Source organism: Ponticoccus sp. (in: a-proteobacteria), assembly GCF_048381735.1.
Map to the genome: position 1 here is coordinate 44,591 of NZ_JBLXGL010000010.1, position 26,257 is coordinate 70,847.

Here is a 26,257-nt window from a genome sequence, read left to right on the forward strand (position 1 = left end):
TCAAAGCACCAGCGTCAGCATGGGATAGGGGAAGAGGCTGCCAAACCCGTAGACCAGCAGCGCGGTGAAGATCGCGGCGAAGACCGGCGGCTGCCACCAGCCCCGGCCCCCGCTCATCACCACGCCGCCCCAGACGAAGAGGAAGGTGGCAAGATCGAAGCCGATATGGGTCAGCGCGTAGCAGAACGCCGCGAAGCCGGCGAGCAGAAGGATGTCGCCCCAGAGGGCGGTGTCGGGCGCAGGCTTGGCCTTTGCCTCGGGATCGCGCGCCTTCAGCAGCGGGGCGACGATCAGCACGATGCAGATCAGCGCGATCAGCGCCGCCACAGGGGCGACGACGATCAGGTTGTCCATGCTGGCCCGCGCGCGGACCGCGCTTTGGGTGATATAGGCGGAGACGGCGAGGATGATGCCGATCAGCGCGGCGTGGGTGGCCTGGAATTTGCCTGTCACGAGGGTCTCCTGCGGTCTTGGCTGCCGTTCTTGGGATGTGGGGCGCGGGCGGGGAAGCGGGCGGCGCGCGTCCGATCCCAGTGCCCTCGGGCAAGGGCGGGACGCGCCGCCTGCGAAGACGGGGCGCCGCGGCGCCCCGTCCGGTCAGTTCGAAAGGATCACTTGTCCGCGAAGCGCTTGAGGATCTCGAAGTTGGACAGGATGATCTCGGTGGTGCGCTCGGGTCCAAGCCATTCCGCGCCCATGTCCTGGGCCTTCAGGCTGGCGACGAACTCTTCGTCCTGCATCACGGTCTGATAGGCATCGACCATCTTCTGGAAGGCCTCGGGATGGTTTTCCTTGAAGGTTGCATGCGCCGCGAGGCCACGCATGGAACCGGCAAGGGTGGTCACCGGATCGTGGCCCGAAGCTTGCAGCGCCTCGTCGAGGGTCGGTGCATCCCAGTCGTCCGAACGCTCGTCCGCGGCATAGGCCAGCGGGCGGACGTATTCGGCAATGGACAGCGTGCCGTCGGCGGCAAGCACGGTCATGTCGACCTGCCCGCCCGCAACGGCGGTCCGCGCCGCGCCGCCGGATTCGTAGGTCACCACGTTGACGTCGTCCTCGGTCAGGCCGAAGGCCTCGAGCGCGAGGCTGAGGTTGATCGCACCGGAGGAGTTCGGCACCACCGACACGCTGAGGCTGCCGGGGTTTTCCTTGGCCGCCGCCATGAAATCGGCCAGCGATTCATAGGGGGTCTCGGCGTTGACCGCGAAGATGTCGAAGTCGTTCCACTGGCCGTTGATGAAGGCGAAATCCTCGAGGCTGTAGGTCGCGTCGAAGTTCAGGACCGCGTTCGACACATAGGGGTGGATCGAGGTCGCAAGGAAGTAGCTGCCGTCATCGGGCATGTTCATGAAATAGGTGTGCCCGACGTGGCCGCCGCCACCTTCCTGGTTGATGACGGTAATCGGGGTCTCAAGCTCGTCCGACAGGCGCTGCGCGAGGGCGCGTGCGGTGCGGTCGGCCGAGCCGCCCGGCCCGAGCGCCACGACGAAGGTGATCTGGCGCGGCGGCCAGCTCTCTGCCGCCGACACCGCAAGCGGCGAAACGGCGGTGGTCAGCAGTGCAGCCAGCGTGGCGGCGGAAAAGGCGCGTTTGGTGAGCTTCATCGAGTCCTCCCCTAATGTCTCATGTTCTGGCGTTATTGTACTACAATAAGGCCGATGGCAAGACTTACGCCCGGCCAGTCCCGACTGTCAAGATGGTAAGAATTCTTGACAATCAGACGAGATTGCCGCCTATTTAGCCGCAATATCAGCGTTTAAGGCGAGTCATTGCTAACAATTCATGGCAGCGACTGGGCAGAGGGGGGCCTTATTTTGTCAACAAAACAGGATGAGGCACGAGGCATCGCCGCAGAGCGGATCGCCCGTGCACTGCAAGAGGAAATCCTGTCCGGCGCGCTTCTTCCGGGCACCCGTCTGGGCGAGGTCGCCATCGCCGAACGCTTCGACGTCAGCCGTGGCCCGGTCCGCACGGCGCTTGGCCATCTGGCCGAATCCGGCACCGTGTCCATCGTGCCCAACAGCGGCGCACGGGTGCGCGAGCTGAGCCGCGACGACGCCCGCGCGCTTTACGAGGTGCGCGCCGCATTGGAATCAGAGGCAGCCCGGCTGGCCGCGAACCATGCCGAGGCCGGGACAAGAGAGGCGCTCGACCGCCTGCTGGGGCACCATGCGGGCGAGATCTCGGCCCATCCGCAGGGTGCCTACCTGCAACCCCCCGGCGACCGCGATTTCCACATGGTCATCGCCCGCATGGCCGGGAACCCGATCATCCTGCGCTATCTTACCCGCGAACTGTACCCCCAGCTGTCGCTGCTGCGCGTCAAGCATCGCAACGTCACCGGGCGCGGTCAGGCGGCGCTGTCGGAACATCACCGCATCGCCGAGGCCATCGCCGCCGGTGACGGCGAGGTCGCCGCGCTGCTGATGCGCCGCCACATCCTTGCCAGCTGGAACGCGCTAGAGGCGCAGCTGACCACGACCCCGGAGGAGCCCGCCCCGTGACCCAACTCGCCATCCCCGCCGTCTTCATGCGCGGCGGCACCTCGAAGGCGCTTGTGCTGCATCGCCGCGACCTGCCTGCGGACGAAACCCGCTGGCCCGCGCTGTTCGCGGCCATGCTCGGCTCGCCCGATCCCAACCTGCGCCAGCTCGACGGCATGGGCGGCGGCATCTCGTCGCTGTCCAAGATCTGCATCATCGGCCCCGCGACGCGCCCCGACGCCGACATCGACTACACCTTCGCGCAGGTGGGCGTGGTCGATGACAGCGTGGATTTCTCCGGCAATTGCGGCAACATGAGCTCGGCCATGGGGCCCTTTGCCTATGACGAGGGGCTGGTCGGCGGCCCCCGCGACGGCGAGACGGTCGTGCGCATCCACAACACCAATTCCGGCAAGGTCATCGCCGCGCGCTTCGCAGTATCGGGCGGGCGCGCCGAGGTCAGCGGCGATCTGCACATCCCCGGCGTCCATGGCAGCGGCGCGCCGGTGGCGCTGGATTTCCTCGACCCCACGGACACCAACGGCAAGGGCGCCCTGCCCAGCGGGCAGCGGGTCGACCGGCTGACGCTGGCGGATGGCACCGAGGTCGCGGTGACGATGATCGACGCCGCCGTCCCCTCGGTCTTCGTGGCGGCCCCGGATGTCTCGGGCGACACCGGCGCCCACCCCGCCGCCATCGACGCCGACAGGGCGCTGATGGCGCGGCTGGAAGAGATCCGCCAGCAGGCCTCCGTCGCCATGGGGCTGACCGACAGCCTCGATGCCGCGAAGGCGCGCATCGCCACGCCCAAGGTCGCCATGGTCGCGCCGCCCGCCGCCTATGACGATCTGTCGGGCAACCGTCATGCGCCCGAAGGCCACGATCTGCAGATCCGCATGATCTCTGCCGGGCAGGCCCACCGCGCGGTGCCCGTCACCGGCGCGCTTGCGCTGGCCTGCGCCGCCGCCGTCGACGGGTCGGTCGTGCAGCGCCAGATCGCACCGGGCGGCGATCCGCAGACCCTTCGCATCGGCACGCCGTCGGGCATCGTCTCGGTCGGTGCCACCCGCGATCCGCAGACCGGCACGATCACCGCCGCGCGCATTCTGCGCACCCAGCGGCGGCTGATGGATGGCCGCGTCTACGTACCCCTTTCCAAGACAACAGAATAAGCGAGCAACCCCATGCTGAATCACGAAGTGAACAAACGGTTCAAGGATCGCATTGCCTCGGGCGGTGCCCTGATGCTGCCCGGCGCGGCCAATGCCCTTGCGGCACGGGTGATCGAAGATCTGGGTTTCGAGGCGGTGTACCTCTCGGGTGCGGGCCTGACCAATACCTTCCTCGGGATGCCGGACCTTGCCTTCGTCTCGCTTCCCGAGATCGCGCAACACACCGCCGCCATCCGCGACGCGACCGAGCTGCCCATCGTGGTGGATGCGGACAACGGTTTCGGCAACGGGCTGAACGTGCGCCACACCGTGCGCACGCTGGAACGGGCAGGCGCCTCGGCGATCCAGCTCGAGGACCAGAAGACCCCCAAGCGCTGCGGGCATTTCTCGGGCAAGGACGTGGTGCCGCTGGCCGAGGCGCGCGCGCGCATCAAGGCGGCGGTGGATTCCCGGCAGGACGAGAACACGCTGATCGTGGCCCGCACCGACGCGGCGGCCACCGATGGCATGACCGAGGCGCTCGACCGCGCGGCGGCCTTCATCGAGGACGGCGCCGACATCACCTTCGTCGAGGCACCCCAGACCGTGGACGACCTGCGCGCCATCCCCAAGGCGCTGCCGGGCACGCCGCAGCTGGTGAACCTGGTGGTCGGGGGCAAGACGCCGATCCTGTCGGTGGACGAATTCACCGAGATGGGCTTTTCGCTGGTCCTTTATGCCAATGTCGCGCTGCAGTCGGCGCTTTACGGCATGCAGACCGCGCTGACCCAGCTGCGCGACCAGGGCCGGATGGACGAAGACGGCCCTCTTGCGGGCTTCCTCGAACGCCAGCGTGTGGTGCGCAAGGATCTCTTCGACGATCTCGACAAGCGCTACGCCTACTGAGACCCCGCCCATCCGCCGGTCAACGACGGGTGGGCGCCCCATTCAAGGCGCTGCGCAGGCCCTGCTGCATGCGCCACAGACATCCCGCAAGCGGGCCTTCCCATCCGTTCCGCGGATCGGGGCGGCCCCGCGTCCGGCGTCAATCGCGGGATTGCCGCTGGCAGAGCCCCCCTGCGGCGACAGGGGACCGGCGCAGTGACCCCGGCCTGTGCGACAGGGCCAAGTCCGTCCGGGACAGGTCATTGCGGAGCGCGGGAAACCGCTTTCTGCGCGCGTTTCGGTTGCAGAAGCCAGGGCCCCAGCCGCCAGGTCACGATGGCAAAGGCCGCGGTCCAGGCACCGGCTGCAAGATCGACACCATCCAGGGCGCCGATCGCGACCCGCCCCGCCATGACCCTCAGCACCATGGCGATCAGCACAAGCGCAAATGCGACGACCAGAGCGCGTCCGGCGATCAGGGCGCGGCCCGTGTGCCCCATGGTCGCCCGCATCATCACGGCCACGGTCATCGCCGTCACGGCCCCGATGCCCAGCACATGCGCCCCTACATTCGGCGCGATCAGCCCCAGCGCCGCTGCCGACACCGCCGCCAATCCCAAGGGCACCATCAGGTAGGCAAGATGCAGCATCAACAGCAGCGGCGACCGCCAGGTTGCATGGCCGCGCCAGCGCAATAGCCGGACCATATGCAGGATGGCGGCCAGGCCTGCCGAGACCGCCACGGTCATGCCCGAAGGGGCTGCAACCCAGCTGACCAAGGCGACGGCGCCGACAACAAGGCCAAGCGCATCGAACCGGTTGAACGCGGTTGGCAGGGATTTGGCACCGCGCTGCACCAGCCAGTTTCTGCTGAAGCTCGGCACGATACGCCCGCCGATCAGCATGATCAGGAAGATCAAGAGCGCCATGCCGAAGCGCCGCCCATGGGCGGCGTCACCCGACACCATCGCTTCGACGTGGAAAACGACATTGGCAAGCCAAAGCAGCGACACAGGCACCAGCACCTTGAGATTGCGCCAGTTCCTGCCCTCCACAACCTCGCGCGCGATCATCGCGGCCACGGCCAGCAGAAAGACCTGATCCACAAGCAGGACCGCCACTGGCCCCAGGCCCATCCCCCCGGCCACCGACAACCGGCCCGCCAGCCAGAGCGCCAGAAGGACAGCCAGCGGCCAGCCTTGCGTGGGCAGGCGGCCTGTCCAGTTCGGGACCGCCGTGAAGAGAAAACCCGCGACCACGGCTGCGCCATAGCCGAAAATCATCTCGTGGGCATGCCAGTCGGTCGGCGCGAATGGCCCGCCCAGCACGACGCCGCCGCGCCAGACCGACCACCACAGCGGCAGTACCAGCAATGCAAACAGGGTTGCGGCCAGGAAGAAGGGTCTGAAGCCGTAGGACAGCAGGGCCGGTCCGTCAAAAGCTGCACGCGAAGACATGGGTCAACTCCTTCAGGAAAGTTCGGGCGACCCTCGCGTGTCGCCCGAACAGGTCGTTTGACGCGGGACGATGCGTCATTCGACCTGTGTCAGAAGCTCCGCCATGCGGGCTTTGGCCTTTCCCTTCTGCTTGACCTCTGCCGCACGATCGAGGTTCACCGCGTCGCCGACCTGGATCACCGCGACCATGCCCATGGCGTAATGCGGTGTGCACTTGATGCCATAGATACCCTGCGCATCCACGGTCAGCTCGAACGCGTCATTGAACTTGGTCTTGAAGCCCTCGACGCCGTCGGGAAGCATGCCGTCGATGCTTTCGACGTTGTGGCCCTTGTCAGTTGGCAGGAAGTGGATCACGTCGCCCGGCTCGGCCTTCACGAAAGCGGGCTCGAAGACCATCACACCCGCCTCGCCCCTGTTCAGCATCTTGACCTCGAAGGTCTCGGCAGTGGCCGCGGTGGCGATCACGGCAAAGGCGGCAGTCATCATCAGGGATTTGAACATCGGAACATCCTTTCTACGTTTCCGTCTGTTTCGCTTGCCCGTGATTTGCCGTAGAAGGTCGACCCGAACGTTGCCCTTGCACAAACTCCGGAAACAAAACCGTGCCGAAGCTCGACGAAAGCCTGTTGACCGGCCTGCCGCCCTTTTGCCTGCTGCAGCGGGCGCAGATCCGCGAGATCCTCGATCAGGCGGTGTCACGCCGCTTCGATGAAGGCACGGCGATCTTCCGCGAAGGGCATGACGCCGAGCGCTTCTACCTTCTGCTCGACGGCTACCTGCGGGTGGTCCGCTCGACCCCGGGGGGCGATCAGATCATCGTGCTGCACATTTCCCCGGGGCAGTTGTTCGGCATCGCCCCTGCCCTGCAGCGCGACACCTATCCCGCGACGGCCATCGCCGCTGCCGAGGCGATTGCACTGTCATGGCCCGTGCGGCTTTGGGACGACTTCACCACGCGCTATCCCGGGTTCGCCACCGAAAGCTACAAGACGCTTGGTCAGCGCCTTGGCCAGATTCACGACACGCTGACGGAAATGGCGACGCAGGCGGTGGAGAAACGCGTCGCCTGTGCGCTGCTGCGGATGGTTCACCAAAGCGGGCGCAAGTCCGACAAGGGGGTCGAAATCGCCTTTCCGGTCACGCGGCAGAATATCTCGGACATGACGGGGACGACATTGCACACCGTCAGCCGGCTGCTGTCGGCCTGGCAAAAGGCGGGCATCGTCGAATCGACCCGCAAGCATATCGTGGTCACCGACCCCCATGCCCTGGTGCTGCTGAGCGAGGCCTGACCCCTAGGACTTCAGCCGGGCCTGCACTTCCGCGCGAAACGCGTCTTCGTCCAGATCGTATTCCAGGCAAGCATCCGTAATGGCGTGAAACGGCGCGATCAGGCAGCCGGGGCACAGCATGCGCCTGTCCATGAAAGCGCCTGCCATCTCCGGCCAGGCGGCGAACAGTTCGGCCAGCGGCAGGTCCGGGTCGTCGAAGTCAGGCTGTGACATGGGCGGTCCTTTCAAAGGCACATGGTGCCCGCCCCTTTCGTCGGCTTCTTTGCGTTTGCACAACAAGCGGCCCGGCGAGCCCGGCTAGACAGCGGTTGTCCAAAACAATTCGACAGGACCGCGACATGTCTGAATTCCTAACAAAATCGCGGGCGAGGAACGTGTTTTACGGGGGATCCATATTCTTCGTCGTCGTGTTCGTCGCCCTGACGGCGCAAAGCCACCGGCACATCGTCGACACCGCGACCGCCGGGATGCCCCTGACCGACGAGGTCGTGCTCGGCAAACATGTGTGGGAGCGCAACTCCTGCATCAATTGCCACACCCTGCACGGCGAAGGCGCCTATTTCGCCCCCGAGGTCGGCAACGTGATGACCCGATGGGGCGTCGCCGACGACCCCGAAGGCGCCTACGAGATGCTAGACGGCTGGATGGCCGCGCAGCCCTCCGGGATCGAGGGCCGCCGCCAGATGCCCCATTTCGAGATCACCGAAGAGGAGATGCGCGGACTCGCTGAATTCCTCCGCTGGGCCGATCAGACCGACACCCAGAACTGGCCGCCGAACGACGCGGGCTGAGGGAGACAGAACCATGAAATACCAATCTCAGAAAGTGGCTTACGCCTACTTCCTCGCGGCGATGGCGCTGTTCGGCATTCAGGTGCTGGGCGGGTTGCTGCTGGGCTGGATCTATGTCTCGCCCAACACGCTGTCCGAGGTGCTGCCCTTCAACATCGTGCGCATGATCCACACCAACGCGCTGATCGTCTGGCTGCTGCTGGGCTTCTTCGGGGCGGCCTACTACCTTGTCCCCGAGGAAAGCGAGCGCGAGATCTTCTCGGTCAGGCTTGCCTATATCCAGCTCGCGATCCTCGTGGTCGGCACGCTGGGCGCGGTGGGCTCTTACCTTGTCGGCATCCATGGCGGGCGCGAATTCCTCGAACAGCCGTTGTGGGTCAAGGTCGGCATCCTCGTCGCGGCGGTCATCTTCCTTGTGAACGTCTCGCTGACCTTCCTTGCCGGGCGCAAGACAGCGATCACCAACATTCTGCTCATGGGCCTGTGGCTCTTGTGCCTGCTGTGGGTCTTCGCCTTCATCAACCCCGACAACCTGAGCCTCGACAAGATGTACTGGTGGATGGTCGTGCACCTCTGGGTCGAAGCGACCTGGGAACTGGTCATGGCCGCAATTCTCGGCTTCCTGATGCTGAAGCTGACCGGCGTGGACCGCGAGGTCATCGAGAAGTGGCTCTATGTCATCGTCGCCACCGCGCTGTTTTCCGGCATCCTCGGCACCGGGCACCATTTCTACTGGATCGGCGCGCCGGGCTACTGGCAGTGGATCGGCTCGATCTTCTCGACCTTCGAGGTGATCCCCTTCTTTGCCATGATGTCCTTTGCCTTCGTCATGGTCTGGAAGGGCCGCAAGAACCATCCCAACAAGGCCGCGCTGCTGTGGTCTCTGGGGTCCTCCACCGTCGCCTTCTTCGGGGCCGGCGTCTGGGGCTTCCTGCATACGCTGCACGGGGTGAACTTCTACACCCACGGCACGCAGATCACCGCCGCGCACGGGCACCTTGCCTTCTACGGCGCCTATGTGGCTCTGAACCTTGCGATGTTCACCTATGCGATGCCGATGCTGCGGGGCCGCGATCCCTATAACCAGGTGCTGAACATGGCGAGCTTCTGGCTGATGACCGGCGGCATGGCCTTCATGACCTTCACCCTGACCTTCGCCGGCACGATCCAGACGCACATGCAGCGCATCGTGGGCGATTACTACATGGACGTGCAGGACCAGCTGGGCCTGTTCTACCTGATGCGCTTCGGGTCCGGCGTCGCCGTGGTGCTGGGTGCCCTGCTGTTCATCTACTCGATGCTCGTGGTGCGCCGCGAGGTGGTGAAACCCGGCCCCGTGGCCGTCCCGGGAGAGTGAACCATGAAAGACCTGACCAACCCCGACCTGCCGTTCTACCATGAACAATCCGATGAATGCGCGGTGTTCCAGACGGCCCACGAAAACTGCCTGCCCCTTCTGCTGAAGGGGCCGACAGGCTGCGGCAAGACCCGCTTCGTCGAACACATGGCCGCGCGGCTGGACCTGCCGCTTCACACCGTCGCCTGTCACGACGACCTGTCGGCGGCGGACCTGATCGGCCGCTACCTGCTGAAAGGGGGGGAAACCGTCTGGGTCGACGGCCCGCTGACCCGGGCCGTGCGCGAGGGCGGCATCTGCTATCTCGACGAGGTGGTCGAGGCCCGCAAGGATGTCACCGTCGTCCTGCATCCGCTGACCGATGACCGGCGCAGGCTGGTCATCGACCGCACCGGCGAAGAGTTGCAGGCGCCCGGAACCTTCATGCTGGTTGCCAGCTACAACCCCGGCTACCAGAACGTTCTGAAGAAACTCAAACCCTCGACACGGCAGCGGTTTGTCTCCATCGGCTTCGATTTCCCGACCCCGGAGGCCGAGACCCCGGTGGTCATGCGGGAAAGCGGGCTGGATGAGGGGCGCGCCGCTGCGCTGGTGCGGCTGGCGGGCAAGATCCGGGCGCTGTCGGGCATGGATCTCGAGGAAGGCGTCTCGACCCGCCTGCTGATCTATGCCGCCACGATGATCGCGGGCGGCATGGCCGTGGAGCGCGCCATCGAGGCCGCCATCATCGAACCGCTCTCGGACGAGCCGGACGTGCAGCAGGCGCTGCGCGATCTGGCCGCCGTGGTCTACGGGTGAGCCCATGATCCACCTTCTCGACCTGATGGAGCCCGAAGAGACGGTCGGCAATCTTTGGCACGATATGGCATCGCGCTGGGGCGCCACGGAGACGGACGCAGAGCGCGCGGTGCGCTTCGATACCATGCGCCCTTCCCTGCTGGCGCTGTTCCGGGCGCTTGGCGGCGCGGCGGGGGTGGAGATCACCCCGGCCCCGCTGGCCACCTCGGACCACCGCCCCGACCGGCTGCGCCGCATCGGCACCCCGCGCGACCGGCTGCACGTGGCGGATTTCGACGGCGACCGCCTGCGCCTGCCGCCGGTGATCGACGCCTTTCCGACGCGCGCGCTGAATCGTGCCTGCTACTTGTGGCTGACCGCCCTGGCCGCGTTTGTCGCGCTGCCCGGGGCGCAGGCCGACCCGCTGATCGCCGACCGGGCCGAGATCGCCGCGCTGGCGCAGGCCTCGGACCGCGCCTATGCCGCCTGCCCCGGTCTGCGTGACGCGCTGGCACAGTTCTGCACCCACATCCTGCTGCACCGCCACCGCAGGGGTCTGCCCCGTTGCGAGGCCGGGATCGAGCGGATGCTGCTGGATCAGCTCTGCGGGCAGGCCTCGCAGCGCGAGTGCCTGAGCTGCCCTGCCCCGCGCGGCTACCGGACCTTTGCCCCCCTGCCGATCTGGCCGCGCCTGCGGAAGCGGATCCGCAGCGATCAGGCGGCAAGCGCAAGCGACGAGGCCACCGCCCCGGCCATGGCCCTGCCGACCCGCAAGGAAGCCCGCCGCGAGGATCGCGATCAGGCCAACCGCAACGACAGCTTCATCGTGCACCGGTTCGAGTCGATCATGTCCTGGGCCGAAAGCCTGAACATCAACCGCATGGTCGATGACGACGATCAGGACAATGCCGCCAAGGCCGCCGAGGATCAGGACCACCTGACCCTGTCGCAAAACGTCAAACGCGCCGCCACGCGCCTGCGCCTGTCGCTGGACCTGTCGCCGCAGGATGCCGATCACGAACGGCTGGCGGGCCGGTTCACCTATCCCGAATGGAACCGCCGCACCGGCACCTACATGCCGGATCACACCCGCGTGCTGGAGGCCGAGGCCACCCCGCGTGCCGACTATGCCCCCGATCCGCGCCTTGTCGCCCGCGTGCGGCGCCAGTTCGCGCCCCTGCATCCCCGCCGCGTCATCCTGCCCCGGCAGCTGGACGGCGATGACCTGGACCTTGACGCGCTGGTGACCTCGCAGGCCGATATGGCCTGCGGGCAGCAGGGCAGCGACCGGGTCTGGCAATCCGGCCGCCCGATGGCGCGCGACCTCTCCGTCGCGATCCTGATGGATTGTTCGCGCTCTACGGAGGCGGCCCTTGGCGAGGCCTCGGTGATCGATACCGCGCGCGAGGCGCTGGCCGCGCTGTCCTGTGGCATCGATACGGCAGGTGACCGGCTGGGCATCTGGGGGTTCTCGTCGTTGAAACGCGACCGCGTCTTCCTGCACCGGGCCAAGACCTTTGCCGAGCCGATGTCGCAGGCGGTCACCACCCGCATCGGCGGCTTCCGCCCCGGCCACTACACGCGGCTGGGGGCCGCAATCCGCCATGTCTCGACGCAGCTGGCCGACGAGGGCGCGACCCGGCGCCTGCTTCTGGTGCTGACCGATGGCAAGCCCAACGACCTCGACCACTACGAGGGCCCGCATGGGATCGAGGACAGCCGCATGGCCGTGCGCGAGGCCCGTGCCCTTGGGCAAGCCGTGCATGGCGTCATCGTCGATCAGGACGGTCAGGACTGGTTCGCGCGCATTTTCGGCCGTGCCGGGTTCACCCTGCTGTCCGATCCCGGGCGCCTGCCCCGCGCCCTGCCGGATATCTACCAGACATTGACCATGGAGAGCTGACATGAAACGCCTGTGCGCCCTTGCCGCCCTGATCCCTGCCCCGGCCCTTGCCGCCTTCGAGCGACCCATCCCGCAACCGCAAACCCACATCGCCGAATTCTGGTTCTTCGTCGGCTCCGTCGCCTTGATAGCGGCGCTTGTCGCCGTGCAGGTTCTGGTGAGCCGCCGATGAGACCCTCGCGGAAGCTGCTGGCGGGGCTCTATCCCTTCGGCGCGGGCGCGATGGGGGTGAACCTTTACTTTGCCTCGCTGATCGGGTCCTGGCTGGGCTGGCCTGTGCTGACGCCCTGGCAGTCTGCCGCCGGCGGGCTGGTGATCGGCGTCCCGGCGACCTATGCCTTTGCCTGCCACATCGCGCGATTGATGAAGGAGGCCGACGAGGCATGACCGGATGGACCGAATACACGGCTGCGCTGGCGCTCTTCGCAGCCAGCCATTTCATCCCCCGCCTCGGCGGCCTGCGCGACAGGCTGATCGGGGCGGTCGGGCGGCCCGTGTATTTCTCTGTCTATGGTATCCTGTCCCTTGGGCTGCTGGTCTGGCTGATCTCTGCCGCCGGGCGCGCACCCCATGTCGAGCTTTGGCCGCAGCTGCCATGGACGCGATGGGTGCCGAACCTCGCGATGCCTGTCGCGGTTCTGCTGATCACCTGCGGGGCCGGGATGGCGCAGCCCTTCACGCTGGGCGGGCGCAAGGGCGCATTCGATCCGGCAAACCCCGGTTTCGCCGCCGTTTCGCGCCATCCCCTGTTCCTTGCCCTGGCGGTGTGGGCCGGGGCGCATCTGCTGCCGAATGGCGATCTTGCACATGTCATCCTGTTCGGCAGCTTCACCGCCATGGCGCTGCTGGCCATCCCGGCCTTCGATGCAAAGGCACGGCGGATCGCAGGCCCCGGCGTCCTCGCGCAAACCCCGCTGTTTTCGCTCAGGCCGCTGGCCGACCGGGATTGGCGGGCCGCCAACCTGCGCCAGCTGCTTGTGCGCGGCGCCATCGGCCTGATGCTCTGGCAGGGCAGCCTGCATCTGCATCGCCTTGTGATCGGCGTCTCACCCTTTCCGGCCTGAAGGTTGATCCTGCGCAAAGTCGCCATCGGCGAAAAGGCGCATATCGCAGGCATGAAACACATCGACCGCCTCAGACTCCTTGGCCTGTTCGACCAACGGGTGCCCCGCTACACGTCTTATCCCACCGCGCCGGTCTTTTCGCCGAATGTGGGCGCGGCCGAGCAAACCCGCGCGCTGGCCGCGCTGGACCCTGACCAGCCGGTCTCGGTCTATCTGCATATCCCCTTCTGCGAACGCCTGTGCTGGTTCTGCGCCTGCCGGACCCAGGGCACACAGACCCTGTCGCCGGTGGAAAGCTACCTTGGCACGCTGGAGCAGGAGCTGGCGCTGCTGAAGCAGATCCTGCCCAAGGGGCTGCGCATGGGGCGGATGCACTGGGGCGGCGGCACCCCGACGATCCTGCCGCCCGAGATGATCCACCGCCTGGCGCAGGCGGTGCGCGCGGTGATCCCGCCGACCGAGACCTGCGAATTCTCGGTCGAGATCGACCCGACCATGGTCGACCGGGCCAAGATCGCAGCGCTGGCCGCCGAGGGCATGAACCGCGCCAGCATCGGCATTCAGGACTTCGACCCCTTGGTCCAAGCCGCCATCGGGCGCCTGCAACCCTTCGACATCACGCGGGCCTGCGTCGACGACCTGCGCGCGGCGGGCATCCGGTCGCTGAACGCCGACCTCGTCTATGGCCTGCCGCACCAGACGGCCGTGCGGCTGGAGGATACCCTGTCCAAGGTCCTGGAGCTTGAGCCCGACCGCGTCGCGCTGTTCGGCTATGCCCATGTGCCCTGGGTGTCCAAGCGGCAAAAACTGATCCCCGAAGACGCCCTGCCCGCCGAAGAGGCCCGGCACGCGCTGGCGAACCTTGCCGCGACACGGTTCACAGAGGCGGGATTGACGGCCATCGGGATCGACCATTTCGCCCGGCCCGGCGACGGGCTGGCCCGCGCCGCGGCCACCGGACACCTGCGGCGCAACTTTCAGGGCTATGTCGACGATACCTGCCCCACCCTGATCGGGCTGGGGGCCTCGTCGATCTCGCGCCTGCCGGACGGCTACGTCCAGAATGCGCCCGCCACCGCCGCCTATATCCAGCGGATCGAGGCCGGGCAGCTGGCCGGGGCGCGGGGGCACATGATGACCCGCGACGACCTGCTGCGTGCCCGCGCGATTGAAATGCTGATGTGCGCCTTCCGGCTTGATCGCACCGCGCTGCGCGATGCCTTTGGGGGGCAGGCGGCGACGCTCGATGCGCAGATCGCACTGGTGGCGGAGCGCTTTGGCGATCTTGTCACCGTGACCGACGAGGCCCTGACCATCGCGCCCGAGGGCCGCGCGCTGACGCGGATCATCGCCAGCGCCTTCGACGCGCATGTGCCCGAGGGCATCCGGTACAGCCAGGCATCCTAGGCGGTTGGTGCGGGCGGTCGCTCTGCCCGCACCAAGCGAAATCCAAGGTGATCCGGCGGCAGTCCCACGGCACAGCCGCCGACACTGGCATCGCGGACAAAGTCGATCACCGCCGCCCGATGCACGCCCCCCGTGATCCGCACGCTGCAATAGGGGTCGGTTTCGGCCACGGTGCCGTCCGGCGCAAGCTGGCCGTTCTGCATGCAGCCGTCTGTCCACTCCCAGACATTGCCCGCCACATCCGCCAGCCCCTTGGAGTTCAGCCCGAACGCGCCCGCAGGGTAAAGGCCTGGGTCGGCTTTGGTTCGCAGCGAGATCCCCTTGGCATAACTGGCCAGCATCTGCGCGCCAGGGTCCGCCGCCTCATACTCGGCGCCACTGTCGCCATAGCGCTCGGCGGCGGCCAATTGCCACTCGGCCTCGGTCGGAAGCCGCCAGGGCTCTCCGGTCCGGTCGGCGTACCAGGCGGCAAAGGCGCTGGCGTCATTCCAGTTCACGCCGGTCTGCGGGGCCTCCGGCGGGACCGCGCGGGCCGGTTCGCAGGCCCCGTCGGCCACGCAGGCCGCGTATTGTCCGCCCGTCACCTGAAACTTCATGATCTCGAAGCCGGGCACCGTCAGTGCCGAGCGCCGCGGATTGCGCGCCTTGCCGTTCTGCGAAAAGCTCCCGAAGGGGCGGAAGGCAATCTGCCCGGCAGCGACGCGCACCATGTCGGGCTGGTCGAATGGCGGCGCGGCAAGCCGCGGTTCCGGTAGGGTCATCGCGCCGGCCACCGCCAGCACCGGCAAGAGCAAAAGGGTCTTCATCGCACTCTCCTCGAAAAGGCAAAGGGCGCCCGCATGCTGCGACCGCCCCTGCCCTTTCTTCCCGTGTCATTGTCAGAAGGCGGCTAGATCGACCGGTGCAAGGACCTGTTCCATGAGGTCGTTGTCCCAGTCGCCTTCGACCTTCACATGTGCCGTCGCCCCAAGGTTCACCGCCTCGATGAGGTTGTGGTTCACGTAGGCATAGACCCCCGGTTGCAGGAAGGTGTAGAGCGCCGCGCCCGCCGAGCCGCCACGGATGAACCATGTTTCCAGGTCGCGGTCGGGCAGGTTGTTGAACTTGCCGTGCTCCCACACCAGATCGCCATGCCCGCCGATCAGGTGCGGGCGCGTATCGCGATTGGCCTGGCTGTGTACGAACAGCACCCGTTCTCCGACCCTGGCGGTCATCGCCTTGTCGCCGGTCAGCGCACCGACACTGCCGTTGAACACCACATGTGTCGGGATCAGCCGGTTCATGACTTCGAGCGTGTCGGGATAGCTTTCGCCCGGGTCGTCGTAGCGCTTGTAATTGCCGTCTTCGTCCTTCGGAATGTAGTATTCGTTCTCGCCGATGTAATAGACGCGATCATAGCGGACCGGGTTGCCTTCGTGGTCTTTCAGCCCGTCGCGCGGCAGAACCATGATCGTGCCCGCCATGCCCGCGGCCACGTGCCAGGGGATCATCGGGCCGCCCGGGGCGCAGTGATAGACAAATGTGCCCGGGCGGGTCGCCTTGAACCGCAGGATCGTCTTTTCGCCGGGGTTCACATGGGTCAGCGCACCGCCGCCCAAGGCCCCTGTCGCGGCGTGGAAATCGATGTTGTGCTGCAGCAGGTTGTCTGCGGGGTTGATCAGGGTCAGCTCGACATAGTCGCCCTCGTGCACCACCATCATCGGTCCGGGGATCGACCCGTCGAAGGTCATGCCCTGCAGATAGGCGCCGTCATCGACCTCGATTTCCTTTTCGACGATCGTCATCTCGAATTCGACGATGCGCGGCGCGCCCGGCGCAACCTGTTCGTGGTCATGCACGAAGGGCGGCGCGACGAGGTCGCGCTTGATGCGGGTGAGGCTCGACAGGTCCGCCGGAACCGCGAGTGGCGTGGCCGCCGTCTCGGCATGGGCGGTCCTGGCCAGGATCGGAAGCGACGCAACTCCGGCTGCACCCACCAGTGCGGCTCTTCTCGTAAGCATGTTCTCATTCCTTCTCGGTATGTCTGCGCGTCGCGCAAAGGTTACCCGGAAGCCCGGTACGGAACGTTGCTGAACTGCAAACTTCGGCCAACTTGTCGTGTATTTGGCGCGTCTCAGCAGCGACCTGCCGGCATGGTGGCGGACTAAACGCAACGCCCGCATGGGATGCGCGGGCGCAACAGCCGGGGGCGTCAGAGGTGTCAGACGCGCAGGAGGTGGACCCCGTCCCGGTGAAGCCGGTCATCGGGCAGGACAAGGGCAGCCGTCGACACCCCATCCGGCACGGCGGCGCTGTCGTGCCGGGCAGCAGGCCCGGACGCCGGGATTGCGGCCCGCGAAGGAGCGGCCCCCATCAAGAGCCGCGCTGCCGGCCAATCCTGCGCCCTTCCCGTCGAGCCCCGCATGGTCGGACCAATGCTTGCCGCGCCCGGCCTCGGGCCATACCGGCCAACGCCTGCAGACGTCTTTCACCTTCCGTCCGGCTGCCCCCGGGGCGAGATCGTCCAAGGCCCGGACGGAAGCGCCGTTCTTGCAGGCCGGCGCAGCCGAAGCCGCACGCAGGCCTCCCCTACCCGGCGTAGCCAAAGACCCTGGGCAGCCACAGGACGATCCCCGGAAACAGGATCATCAGCACAAGCGCCACGATGAGGGCGAACAGGAACAGCCAGATCTCCCGGATGATCTCTGCCAGCGGAATCCGCGTCACCGCGTTGATGACGAACAGCAGCACCCCGTAGGGCGGCGTGATCAGCCCCACCATGCAGTTCACCACGGCAACAACACCGAAATGCACAAGGTCGATGCCAAGTTCGCGGCAGGTCGGCAGGAACAGCGGGATGATCACCAGGATGATCGTGGTCGCATCGAGCACGCAGCCAAGCAGCAGCAGCAGGATGTTGACCCCGATCAGGAAGACCAGCGGATGCACGTCCAGGCCGACGAGTTTCTGGGCCAGCAGGGTCGGGATGTTCTCGGAGGCCACCACGTAGTTCAGGATCAGCGCCCCGCCGATCACCAGGCCCACGGCTGCCGAGGATCGCGCGCTCTCGACGAGGATGCCGCTCAGCGCCCGCAGGCTCAGCGCCCGGTAGAAGGCCGCGGCCAGCACAAGCGCGTAGAAGGCGGCAATGGCGGCAGCCTCGGTCGGCGTGGTGACACCGCCGTAGATGCCATAAAGCAGGATCGCCGGCATCAGGAGCGCGGGAAAGGCCGTCATGGCCCGCTTGGGAAGCTCGACCAGCGGAACCGGTTCTTCCAGGGTGAAGCCGCGCCGATGCGAGATCACGGTGTTCATCGCCATCAGCACCACCCCCATGAACACCCCGGGCACGATGCCGCCGAGGAACAGGTAGCCGATCGAGGTGTTCGAGACGAGGGCGTATAGCACCATCGGGATGGAGGGCGGGATGATCGGGCCGATGGTGGCAGAGGCCGCGGTGATGGCCGCGGCATAGCCCCGGGTGTAGTGGCCCGACTTGGTCATCATCTCGATGATGATCTTGCCGATCCCCGCCGCATCGGCCACCGCCGACCCCGACATTCCCGAGAAAATCAGCGAGGCAACCACGTTGACATGCCCCAGGCCGCCGCGGAACCGCCCCACCATGGCGACGCAGAAACCCAGCAGCCGGTCGCTGATCGTGCCCGCGTTCATGATGTTCGCGGCCACGATGAAAAGCGGCACCGCGAGCAGGATAAAGCTGTTGTAGAGCCCATCCATCAACACCTTGCCCGCAAGCCCGATGTCCTGCCCGATGGCCACCATGTAGACGATCGCGCCGAGCAGGATCGCCAGGGCGATGGGCCGCCCGATCCCGGCGATCACGAAGATCGTGCCGAGGCAAAGAAGGAAGGCGCCGCTCATGCTTCGGGCCCCGCCATGCCGTCACCGGGCGCGGGAACCTGGCCGCGGATCGCGCGCCAGACCTCCCATGCAGAGCGCAGCGTGACCACCACGAGAAACAGCATGTAGACAGAGTAGATATCGCGCATCCGGATCCAGTCGCCGAACAGTCCTGAAAGCGTGGCGGTCTTCTTCAGGCGCAGGATGTAGAACTTGTCCCAGGTCGGCAGTATCGAGGCCGCAAGGCCGATGGCGATGGCCAGCCCGCCGAGGATGATGAACCAGCGGCGGAGTCCCGGGCGCACATGGCCCGAGATCATGTCGAAGGTCACGTGATCCTCGTCACGCACCACGAAGGCGCAGCCGACGAAGATGATCCAGATCCAGAGCAGAAGGCAGAATTCCAGCGTCCAGCCGTAGCGGCTGGGATCGAGAAGCGGCACCGCCTCGGCAATCCACGACAGCCGCGCCGTGTAGCGGATGGTGATTTGCAGGATGAAGGTCAGGAACATGCAGGCCATGAGGGCACCGACAAAAATTTCGGCGCCGCGCCTGATGAGGTGAACGGTGTGCATCATCGCTGGGATCCCGGGTGGCCGGGCGGCCCGTGGGCCGCCCGGCAGTCGATCAGTTGCCGAGCGCGTTGATCTGGTCCAGCACGCCCTCGGGCCAGGCGGCCGCGAATTCGGTGCCCTGGTACTGCGCCTGAACATGCGTGCGGAAGGCTGCGAGGTCGGGCTCATAGATCTCCAGCCCGTTCTCGCGCAGGAAGGACACCAGCTCCTCCTCTTTCGCAAGCTGGTTCTGGCGCCCGGACTCGGCGGCCGCATCTGCCGCCTCCTGCACCGCCGCCTGCTGATCGGCACTCAGCCCGTCCCAGAGTTCCTTGGAGAAGGCCACGTAGTTCAGGTCGACCAGATGCGAGGTCAGCGCGATCTGGCAGGTCACCTCGTAGAACTTGGAATCCACCACGGTGGGCAGCGGATTGTCCTGCCCGTCGACCGAGCCGGTCTGCAGCGCGGTATAGACTTCGGTGAAGGACATCGGCGTCGGGTTCGCACCAAGCGCCTTGCCCAGGAACTGCCATGCATCGGTGCCCGGCATCCGCAGGTTGATCCCGCTCAGGTCCTCCGGCGTCCGCACGTCCACCTCGTCCCGGCACTGCCGCAGATTGACGTGCCGACGCCCCAGATACATCACCGTCAGAAGCTTCACGCCAAGCTCGTCCTCGACCTTCTGCTTGAACGGGTCCATCAGCGGATCGTTGAAGACGGCAACCTGATGCGCCGCATCCTGGTGCACGTAGCCGGTGGCGAAGATCGAGAACTCGGGAAAGAACTGCGCCAGCTCCTGCGCCGATGCGATCGACATTTCCAGGTCGCCCGAGGCGATGGCCTCGAGTTCCGAGCCCTGCGCGATGAGCGAGCCGTTGTAATGCGGCTGGTAGGTGATGAACTCCGAGACAGCCGGGGCGAAAACCTCGGCCAGCGCAACCGAACGCTGGTCGGTTTCCGATGCCGGGGTCGACATCCGCACCGTCACCGTGTCCTGCGCCACGACCGGCGCCGCGAAAACTGCCGCCGTCGCCAGCGCCATCGCGCCTGTTCTGAAAATCTGTGTCATGTTTCCTCCTCCGGTATTGGCAGGGCCTGCGCCCTTGCTGTTATTCGAACTCCAGCGCCCTACTCCTCGCGCTGTTAATATGGGCCTGGACGGCCGCGATGGTCGCCGCCTCGTCCCGGGCAATCAGAGCATCGACGATGGGCATGTGTTCGTCCATGACCGAAACCACCAGTTCGGGCAGCATCCGGGTGTTCTCGTTGCGGATCAAGCGGATCTTGATCGAGTTTACCCGGTAGATGTCCGACACGATGCGGTTCTGCATGTGATCGACCACATGGTCGTGAAAGGCCCAGTCCATGCGCTGCGCCCGGTCCAGCACATCCGGCGTCACCCCGCCTGCGGCTTCCTCCCGGATTTCCGCGTGCTCGCGGGCGATGCGCGCCAGATCGTCCGGCTGCGCGGTCCGGCAGAAGCCGGCGAAGGCTTCCGCCTCGATGATGCGGCGCAGCTGAAACGCGTTGCGGATCAGGTCGAGGTCGATCGACAGGATCTGCAATCCGCGTTTCGGCGAGGTGCGGATCAGCCCGTCGGCCTCTAGCCTCGGGATCATCTCGCGGATGGCGCCCAGCGGCATGCCCGTCAGCTCGACCAGCTCACGCTGCGACACGAACTGACCCGGCTGGATATCCCGCGACAGAAGCTTGTCCGTGAAGCTTGAATAAGCGTGATCGCGCTGCCGGGCCACCGGTTCGCCCATCTCAGGCCTCGGTCTTCTCTTGCATCGGCAGTGTCGCGCGCTCGACCTCGCCGAGCGGTGTAAGCGGCGGGCGCATCCGTTCCCAGGCGGGCTCTGCGCTGCGCGCGGCCAGCACCGCCTTCAGTGCCGGGATCACCGGCTTCGCCACGATCCGCGAAACCTCGGCGCTCAGCTCCGGGTCTTCGGTGGCGGTCTCCACGATGCGGACCATCCGCTCGGGGTACAGGTTCGCCATCCCGCAGATCGCGCCCCCGGCACCGCGCGCCACGGCACGGTGCAGAAGCCGTTCGTCTCCGACAAGCACCGTGGTCTTTCCCAGGTCGATCAGCGCCGCGGCGGTTTCCCAGTCGCCGGAGCTGTCCTTGATCGCCCGCACCCGGTCGGGCGCATGATCGATCAGTCGCCCCACCAGATCGACTGACAGACCCACCCCCGACACCTGCGGGATATGGTAGAGGATGAACCGGGCCCCGGGATCGGCCCGCGCGAAGAGCTCTGCATGCCAGGCAAACAGACCGTCGTCGCTGCATCCCTTGAAGTAGAACGGCGGCAGCAGCAGGAACGACTGGATGCCACGGCGGGTGCCCTGCGCCACCTGCTCCAGGGCATCGGCAAGCGCGGTCGCACAGACGCCAAGCGTGATCGCCCCCGCCGGGCAGCCGTGCTGCAGCAGGGCGTCGATCCCCGCCGCGCGTTCCGACAGCCCCACCGAGGCCCCTTCTCCGGTGGTGCCAAAGAGCGTGACGCCCTGGACGCCACGATCCAGAAGGCTTCGCGCGTGCGTCCCCAGCCGCGCGGTGTCGAGTTCGCCGCGCGCCGTGAAGGGCGTCAGCAAGGCAACCGAGATACCGAAGTGTTCCAACTGAGATTCTCCTCGTCTTCGGAGGAAACCTAGCAGGGCAATTCTGATTGCACAACTGACATGTCAGTTATTGATGTTCGGTCGCTTCCTGTACCCGCCTTTCACCAAGACGGTCTCTCGGATGGCACGCCGGTGCGTCAGTGTCAGTTCACGGTCTGCGGTAAGCCCGAACACCCCGGACATGCACGCTCGACGGCGCCGAATGGATCTGCCGCCGGGGACGACAAGAGCGGCCCGCCCCGCCATTGTTCCCCGCTCTGGCAGCCCTGCCCGCCCCGTCGCTTCGCAGAATAGGCTGAAGCCCCTGGTGCCGCTGCTTGCCGTCAGTTTCCCTGTCACCCGCCTGTAAGAGAACACCCTGCGACCTGATCCGGGACGACAGCCCCCACCGGGCACAAGAGGCCCGGTGGGCGGTCCCGCGCCGGGTCAGCCGCGCGCCAGATCCATCGCGTTCAGCTTCTCGACCCGACGGCGGCAATCGGGGTCGCTCGAGAACTCGGCGGTCAGGAAAGAGCGCACCAGATCCGCCGCCAGCCAGGGCCCGATGATCTGGGCGCCGATGCACATCACGTTGACGTCGTCATGTTCGACGCATTGATGCGCGGAATGGGCGTCGTGACAGACAGAGGCACGGATGCCCGGCACCTTGTTCGCGGCGATCACCGCGCCGACGCCGGTGCCGCAGACCAGCAACCCGCGCTCTGCCTCGCCCTTCAGGATCTTGTCGCAGAGCGCCCGCGCGACATCGGGAAAGTCCACCGGCTCCGGGTTGAAGGACCCCACGTCCGTGACCTCGTGCCCCTCGGCGCGGATGGTCTCGATCACCCCTGCCTTCATCGGGAAGCCCGCGTGATCCGATCCGATAACGATTTTCATGTCAGTCTCCGTGTTGAGAAGTCACCGCAACATGCGCGGCAGCCAGAGGACGAGGTCCTCGGCGAAGGTGATGATGCCGAGGCACAGAAGCAGCGGCACATAGAAGGGCAAGAGCGCCACCAGCAGTTGCCGCAGGCTGACCTTGGCGATCGACGACACAAGGAACAGCGACAGGCCCATGGGCGGCGTCAGCAGCCCCAGCATCAGGTTGAAGATCACGATGATGCCCAGATGCACCGGGTCGATGCCGGCGGCCACCAGCGGCGGCGCGATGATCGGCACCACCAGAAGCGTTGCCGTCGTCGAGTCGAGGAACATGCCTGCGACGAAGAAGATCAGGTTGGCGATCAGCAGCAGGACAATGGGGCTGGAGGCGAATTGCAGGATGAACTTGGCGAAATCCTGCGGGATCTGTTCGACCGCGAGGATCCAGCCGAACATGGAGGCCGCCGCGACGATGATCAGGATCGCGCTGGTCGACAGCGCCGTGTTGACCGTCGCAGTCCACAGATGCGCCCAAGTCAGCTCGCGGTAGAAGAACAGCGCGATGAGGATGACGTAGACCGCCGTGACGCTGGCCGCCTCTGTGGGCGTGAACCAGCCCAGCATCATGCCCGCGATCATCAGCACCGGCGCCAGCATGGCGGGCAGCGCGGGCCAGAGCGCGGCGAAAACCTCGCCCACCCTGGGCCAGCGCTCGGCGCGCGGCATGTCCTGCACCAGCGCGATGACGAAGGCGGTCAGCATCAGAAGCCCGATGCAGATCAGCGCCGGGACGATGCCCGCGATCAGAAGCTGGATGATCGAGACGCTGGTGACAGAGCCATAGACGATCAGCGGGATCGAGGGCGGAAAGATCGGGCCGACCACCGCCGAGGCTGCCGTGACCGCCCCAGCGAAGGGGCCGGAGAAGCCGCGCTTTTTCATGGCGTCGATCTCGATCCGGCCAAGGCCGCCGATATCGGCCAGCGCCGCGCCCGACATGCCGGAAAAGATCAGGCTGGAGAAGATGTTGACCTGCGCCAGCCCGCCCGGCACCCGGCCCACCAGCGTATCGGCGAACTTGAAGATGCGGTCGGTCACACCTGAGAGGTTCATCAGGTTGCCGACGAAGATGAAGACCGGCACCGCCACCAGCGGAAAGCTGTCGAGCGCATAGGTCACCCGCTGCGCCAGCATGCCCGGCGGCAGGCCCTCCATGAAGACATAGAGGATCGAGGGCAGCAGGATCGCATAGACCACCCGCACGCCCAGCATGAAGAGGATCAGGAAGAGGAAGATCAGCACGAGACCCATGTCACAGCTCCCCCGTCTTCAGCTGGATCACGAAGCGGCGCGCGTGGTAGACGGCGGCCCCCGCGAAGCCCAGACCGGCGGCGCCGAGGAACAACCAGAAGGGAATGCCCAGGGTCGGCGTCGCGTTGCGCATGTTGCCGGAAATGTTCTGCACGGTGATCACCGCCATGGTCACGGAAATGCCCAGCCCGATCAGCGTGTTGATCAGCGCCAGCAGGCGCGGGGCGGGGCTTGGCAGGGCGTCGCGGATTTCCGTCATGCCGATGTTCTCGCGCGCCGCCACCACCAGCGGATAGGACACGAAGACAGAGGCGATCAGCAGAACGCGGGTCAGCTCCTCGGCGCCGATCATGGCACGGCCAAAGACGCCGCGCATGATGACCTGCGCAAAGGGCGTCACCACAAGGGCCGCCACCAGAAGCACGCAGAGGATTTGCAGGGGTCGGGTCATATCGCCTCCGGTCAGATGCGGGCCGGGGCGCGATGCCCGGCCCGCACATGGGGTCATTCGACGGCAGAGATCTGCGCGATGAAGCTCTCGTACTCGGGGAAATCCGCGGTGATCTGCGGCAGCACCTTGTCGCGGAAGGCCGCGAGGTCGAGACCGTTGTCCTCGGTGGTGAAGACCATGCCCTTGCCCTCGAGCTCGGTGATCAGGTCGGCCTCGGAGGCCTGCGCCCATTCCAGCGACTGCTGCGCCTTGTCGTCGAGCACCTTGGTGATCGCCGCGCGCTGGTCCTCGGTCAGGCCCTGCCACGCGTTCTCGTTCACGAAGACCGCCAGCACCGACTGCATGTGGCCGGTCATCGCGACGTGGCTCTGCACCTCGTGCAGCGCATTGGCCGAGATCATGGTCAGCGGGTTTTCCTGACCCACCACGAGGCCGGTCATCAGCGCGGTCGGCAGTTCGCTGACCTCGACCGGCGTCGGCGTGGCGCCCATGCCCTTGATCATCGAGATCCACAGGTCCAGCGGCACGGCGCGGAAGGGTTTGCCGGTCATGTCGTCGGGCGACTTGATCTCGAAGTTCGACGAGATGTGGCGCGCGCCGCGATAGATGCGACCGATCACGCGGACACCGCCCTCTTCGACCAGCCGCTCGTTCAGCGCGATCAGCGCCTCGGAGGTGGCCGGGTCGGTCGCGGCCAGCGCATGGGCGCCGTCACGGTAGATGAAGGGCGCGTTGAAGACCGCGATCTCGGGCACGATGCGGGCCAGCGAGGCAAAGTCGTGGTGCCCCATGTGGATCGAGCCCAGCTTCACCCCGTCGACCATCTCGGCCACATTGCCAAGCTGGCTGGCCGGGAAGACGTTGATGGTTACTTCGCCATCGGTGGCGGCATTGACCTCTTCCGCCGCCTCGGCGGCGAAACGAGTCTGGAAATCGCCCTCGGCGCCGACATGGGCATAGCGCAGATCGGCGGCAATGGCCTGGGTGCCAAGCAGGCCGATAGCGGCGGCGGCCATCAGCCGCCGGGTGGATGCGTGAAACATTCTCTCCTCCGGTGTTTGTCTTCAGGTCGTGTGCGGTGCCCGAAAGTCCTTGCGTTCGTACTCGGAAATCAGGCTCTGGCGACACAACTCGTCGCCGATGGCGAAATGCTCCCGCAGCCGCTGGTCGGCCTTGTCGGGATCCTTCCCCACGATTGACAGAAACACATCGCGATGCGCCTCCACCAAATCCTGCATGATCGGGCCGCTGCGATAGGTGCGGCGGCGCTCGACATGGCTTTGTTTCAACAGGTCCGCCAGCGCACCGTGCAGCACGATCAGCGAGCGTGAATGGCTGGCGGCGACAACCGCCTGATGGAACATGAAATCCGCGTGACCGCCCTTCTCGGGATCGTCGAGCGTATGCAGCAATACGTTCAGCCACTGGCTGATGCGGGCGAGATCGCGTTCGTTGGCGCGCAAACAGGCCATCCGGATCGCCTGGCATTCGATGGCAATGCGGGCCTGCAGCACGTCGTCCAGAACGTCCTGCTCCTGCGACAGGCAGAAGGTGAAGAAATCCGACATCAGCCCGATATCGACCTTGCCCACATAGGCGCCGGAACCGTGGCGGATGTCCAGCACCCCCAGCATCGAGAGCGAACGCATGACTTCGCGCAACAGCGGACGCCCGACGCCCAGTTCGCGCGACAGCTCGCGCTCGGACGGCAAGCGGTCGCCCAGTTTCAGCGCGCCCTGCCGCAACCGGGTCATGAAATAGGCCACGACGCGGTCGGCGCCCTTCCCGGTTCCTGATTCCCTGCCTTCAACGCGGTCCATGCCGGTCCTCCCTGCCCCGCAGAATGGTCCAACACTGTGGGTCACGACAATCCAGGACAGGAATGGCACCCAAGGATTTCAGCCGCTTTCGGGCAAAGTCTTTTATTAAACCTCTGTAATCATGAATACTTTATGAAAAATCACGACCGAAATCCCGAGCGAAAGTGGTCCGACCACTTTGGTTCAACCGCGTCCGTGCCTTTGGTCAACCAGAGCCCT

Annotated in this window: 29 protein-coding genes; 12 read left to right on the forward strand and 17 right to left on the reverse strand. The window is 66.1% G+C overall.

The window, feature by feature from the left end; genetic code table 11:
• Both ACN5KJ_RS15840 and ACN5KJ_RS15845 read right to left on the reverse strand, forming a co-directional pair.
• On the reverse strand, positions 1 to 453 hold the full coding sequence (locus ACN5KJ_RS15840; RefSeq protein ID WP_418594960.1) for a tripartite tricarboxylate transporter TctB family protein: 453 nt from the start codon (positions 451 to 453) through the stop codon (positions 1 to 3).
• 158 nt (positions 454 to 611) lie between these two features.
• Positions 612 to 1,604 carry a tripartite tricarboxylate transporter substrate binding protein gene (locus ACN5KJ_RS15845; RefSeq protein WP_347168494.1) on the reverse strand — a complete coding sequence of 331 codons (993 nt, stop codon included), beginning with the start codon at positions 1,602 to 1,604 and terminating at the stop codon, positions 612 to 614.
• Positions 1,605 to 1,814: 210 nt separating this feature from the next.
• Between ACN5KJ_RS15845 and ACN5KJ_RS15850 the strand changes: the two genes are divergently transcribed.
• The 3 genes from ACN5KJ_RS15850 to ACN5KJ_RS15860 are packed head-to-tail and all read left to right on the forward strand — an operon-like array spanning position 1,815 to position 4,540.
• Positions 1,815 to 2,504, forward strand: coding sequence for a GntR family transcriptional regulator (locus ACN5KJ_RS15850; protein ID WP_418594961.1), 690 nt, complete (start codon positions 1,815 to 1,817; stop codon positions 2,502 to 2,504).
• Positions 2,501 to 3,655: a 2-methylaconitate cis-trans isomerase PrpF family protein gene (locus ACN5KJ_RS15855; RefSeq protein WP_418594962.1), complete on the forward strand. Its 1,155-nt coding sequence runs from the start codon at positions 2,501 to 2,503 to the stop codon at positions 3,653 to 3,655. Before ACN5KJ_RS15850 ends, ACN5KJ_RS15855 begins: the two co-directional genes overlap by 4 nt.
• A gap of 12 nt (positions 3,656 to 3,667) precedes the next feature.
• A complete protein-coding gene (locus ACN5KJ_RS15860; RefSeq protein ID WP_347168496.1) occupies positions 3,668 to 4,540 on the forward strand; it encodes an isocitrate lyase/PEP mutase family protein in 873 nt (290 codons plus the stop codon).
• A gap of 239 nt (positions 4,541 to 4,779) precedes the next feature.
• Here the strand turns inward: ACN5KJ_RS15860 and ACN5KJ_RS15865 are convergent, their stop codons facing one another.
• Both ACN5KJ_RS15865 and ACN5KJ_RS15870 read right to left on the reverse strand, forming a co-directional pair.
• The gene (locus ACN5KJ_RS15865; RefSeq protein WP_418594963.1) at positions 4,780 to 5,976 is read right to left on the reverse strand and encodes an NnrS family protein; all 1,197 of its coding nucleotides are present in this window, start codon (positions 5,974 to 5,976) and stop codon (positions 4,780 to 4,782) included.
• 75 nt (positions 5,977 to 6,051) lie between these two features.
• The gene (locus tag ACN5KJ_RS15870; RefSeq protein ID WP_418594964.1) at positions 6,052 to 6,480 is read right to left on the reverse strand and encodes a pseudoazurin; all 429 of its coding nucleotides are present in this window, start codon (positions 6,478 to 6,480) and stop codon (positions 6,052 to 6,054) included.
• Positions 6,481 to 6,581: 101 nt separating this feature from the next.
• Between ACN5KJ_RS15870 and ACN5KJ_RS15875 the strand changes: the two genes are divergently transcribed.
• Positions 6,582 to 7,271, forward strand: coding sequence for a Crp/Fnr family transcriptional regulator (locus ACN5KJ_RS15875; protein WP_418594965.1), 690 nt, complete (start codon positions 6,582 to 6,584; stop codon positions 7,269 to 7,271).
• Between the two features lie 3 nt (positions 7,272 to 7,274).
• On the opposite strand, the gene ACN5KJ_RS15880 is transcribed toward ACN5KJ_RS15875, so the two are convergent.
• Positions 7,275 to 7,484 carry a DUF1858 domain-containing protein gene (locus tag ACN5KJ_RS15880; RefSeq protein WP_418594966.1) on the reverse strand — a complete coding sequence of 70 codons (210 nt, stop codon included), beginning with the start codon at positions 7,482 to 7,484 and terminating at the stop codon, positions 7,275 to 7,277.
• Between the two features lie 125 nt (positions 7,485 to 7,609).
• On the opposite strand from ACN5KJ_RS15880, the gene ACN5KJ_RS15885 reads away from it, so the two are divergent.
• The 8 genes from ACN5KJ_RS15885 to hemN are packed head-to-tail and all read left to right on the forward strand — an operon-like array spanning position 7,610 to position 14,570.
• A complete protein-coding gene (locus ACN5KJ_RS15885) occupies positions 7,610 to 8,062 on the forward strand; it encodes a c-type cytochrome (protein ID WP_418594967.1) in 453 nt (150 codons plus the stop codon).
• Between the two features lie 13 nt (positions 8,063 to 8,075).
• Entirely contained in the window at positions 8,076 to 9,419 is a 1,344-nt protein-coding gene (locus ACN5KJ_RS15890; RefSeq protein WP_206565741.1) for a cbb3-type cytochrome c oxidase subunit I, read from the forward strand.
• Between the two features lie 3 nt (positions 9,420 to 9,422).
• Positions 9,423 to 10,217: a CbbQ/NirQ/NorQ/GpvN family protein gene (locus ACN5KJ_RS15895; protein ID WP_418594968.1), complete on the forward strand. Its 795-nt coding sequence runs from the start codon at positions 9,423 to 9,425 to the stop codon at positions 10,215 to 10,217.
• 4 nt (positions 10,218 to 10,221) lie between these two features.
• Complete coding sequence (locus ACN5KJ_RS15900; RefSeq protein WP_418594969.1) at positions 10,222 to 12,099, forward strand: nitric oxide reductase activation protein NorD; 1,878 nt, start codon at positions 10,222 to 10,224, stop codon at positions 12,097 to 12,099.
• A 1-nt stretch (position 12,100) separates the two neighbouring features.
• Positions 12,101 to 12,271 (forward strand): hypothetical protein, encoded by a 171-nt coding sequence (locus ACN5KJ_RS15905; RefSeq protein ID WP_418594970.1) that lies wholly within the window; start codon positions 12,101 to 12,103, stop codon positions 12,269 to 12,271.
• Positions 12,268 to 12,486 carry a hypothetical protein gene (locus ACN5KJ_RS15910; protein ID WP_206565745.1) on the forward strand — a complete coding sequence of 73 codons (219 nt, stop codon included), beginning with the start codon at positions 12,268 to 12,270 and terminating at the stop codon, positions 12,484 to 12,486. Before ACN5KJ_RS15905 ends, ACN5KJ_RS15910 begins: the two co-directional genes overlap by 4 nt.
• On the forward strand, positions 12,483 to 13,163 hold the full coding sequence (locus ACN5KJ_RS15915; protein ID WP_418594971.1) for an NnrU family protein: 681 nt from the start codon (positions 12,483 to 12,485) through the stop codon (positions 13,161 to 13,163). Before ACN5KJ_RS15910 ends, ACN5KJ_RS15915 begins: the two co-directional genes overlap by 4 nt.
• A 51-nt stretch (positions 13,164 to 13,214) precedes the next feature.
• Positions 13,215 to 14,570 carry an oxygen-independent coproporphyrinogen III oxidase gene (gene hemN / locus ACN5KJ_RS15920; protein ID WP_418594972.1) on the forward strand — a complete coding sequence of 452 codons (1,356 nt, stop codon included), beginning with the start codon at positions 13,215 to 13,217 and terminating at the stop codon, positions 14,568 to 14,570.
• Here hemN and ACN5KJ_RS15925 read toward each other — a convergent pair.
• From ACN5KJ_RS15925 to ACN5KJ_RS15980, 12 genes are all read right to left on the reverse strand, one after another.
• Positions 14,567 to 15,376, reverse strand: a complete 810-nt coding sequence (locus ACN5KJ_RS15925) for a formylglycine-generating enzyme family protein (RefSeq protein WP_418594973.1) — start codon at positions 15,374 to 15,376, stop codon at positions 14,567 to 14,569. The genes hemN and ACN5KJ_RS15925 overlap by 4 nt on opposite strands.
• A gap of 72 nt (positions 15,377 to 15,448) precedes the next feature.
• Entirely contained in the window at positions 15,449 to 16,570 is a 1,122-nt protein-coding gene (nirK, locus tag ACN5KJ_RS15930; protein WP_418594974.1) for a copper-containing nitrite reductase, read from the reverse strand.
• 568 nt (positions 16,571 to 17,138) lie between these two features.
• Positions 17,139 to 18,434, reverse strand: a complete 1,296-nt coding sequence (locus tag ACN5KJ_RS15935) for a TRAP transporter large permease (protein WP_418594975.1) — start codon at positions 18,432 to 18,434, stop codon at positions 17,139 to 17,141.
• On the reverse strand, positions 18,431 to 18,991 hold the full coding sequence (locus tag ACN5KJ_RS15940; RefSeq protein WP_418594976.1) for a TRAP transporter small permease: 561 nt from the start codon (positions 18,989 to 18,991) through the stop codon (positions 18,431 to 18,433). Before ACN5KJ_RS15940 ends, ACN5KJ_RS15935 begins: the two co-directional genes overlap by 4 nt.
• A 49-nt stretch (positions 18,992 to 19,040) precedes the next feature.
• Positions 19,041 to 20,036, reverse strand: coding sequence for a TRAP transporter substrate-binding protein DctP (gene dctP / locus ACN5KJ_RS15945; RefSeq protein ID WP_418594977.1), 996 nt, complete (start codon positions 20,034 to 20,036; stop codon positions 19,041 to 19,043).
• 40 nt (positions 20,037 to 20,076) lie between these two features.
• Positions 20,077 to 20,733, reverse strand: a complete 657-nt coding sequence (locus tag ACN5KJ_RS15950; RefSeq protein ID WP_418594978.1) for a GntR family transcriptional regulator — start codon at positions 20,731 to 20,733, stop codon at positions 20,077 to 20,079.
• A gap of 1 nt (position 20,734) precedes the next feature.
• Positions 20,735 to 21,595, reverse strand: coding sequence for a dihydrodipicolinate synthase family protein (locus ACN5KJ_RS15955; RefSeq protein WP_418594979.1), 861 nt, complete (start codon positions 21,593 to 21,595; stop codon positions 20,735 to 20,737).
• A 426-nt stretch (positions 21,596 to 22,021) separates the two neighbouring features.
• Entirely contained in the window at positions 22,022 to 22,471 is a 450-nt protein-coding gene (locus tag ACN5KJ_RS15960) for an RpiB/LacA/LacB family sugar-phosphate isomerase (protein ID WP_418594980.1), read from the reverse strand.
• A gap of 21 nt (positions 22,472 to 22,492) precedes the next feature.
• Positions 22,493 to 23,767, reverse strand: coding sequence for a TRAP transporter large permease (locus ACN5KJ_RS15965; RefSeq protein WP_418594981.1), 1,275 nt, complete (start codon positions 23,765 to 23,767; stop codon positions 22,493 to 22,495).
• Position 23,768: 1 nt separating this feature from the next.
• Positions 23,769 to 24,218, reverse strand: a complete 450-nt coding sequence (locus ACN5KJ_RS15970; RefSeq protein WP_347168512.1) for a TRAP transporter small permease — start codon at positions 24,216 to 24,218, stop codon at positions 23,769 to 23,771.
• A 53-nt stretch (positions 24,219 to 24,271) separates the two neighbouring features.
• Entirely contained in the window at positions 24,272 to 25,261 is a 990-nt protein-coding gene (locus tag ACN5KJ_RS15975) for a TRAP transporter substrate-binding protein (RefSeq protein WP_418594982.1), read from the reverse strand.
• A gap of 21 nt (positions 25,262 to 25,282) precedes the next feature.
• On the reverse strand, positions 25,283 to 26,038 hold the full coding sequence (locus tag ACN5KJ_RS15980) for a FadR/GntR family transcriptional regulator (RefSeq protein ID WP_418594983.1): 756 nt from the start codon (positions 26,036 to 26,038) through the stop codon (positions 25,283 to 25,285).
• Between the last annotated feature and the right edge of the window lie 219 nt (positions 26,039 to 26,257).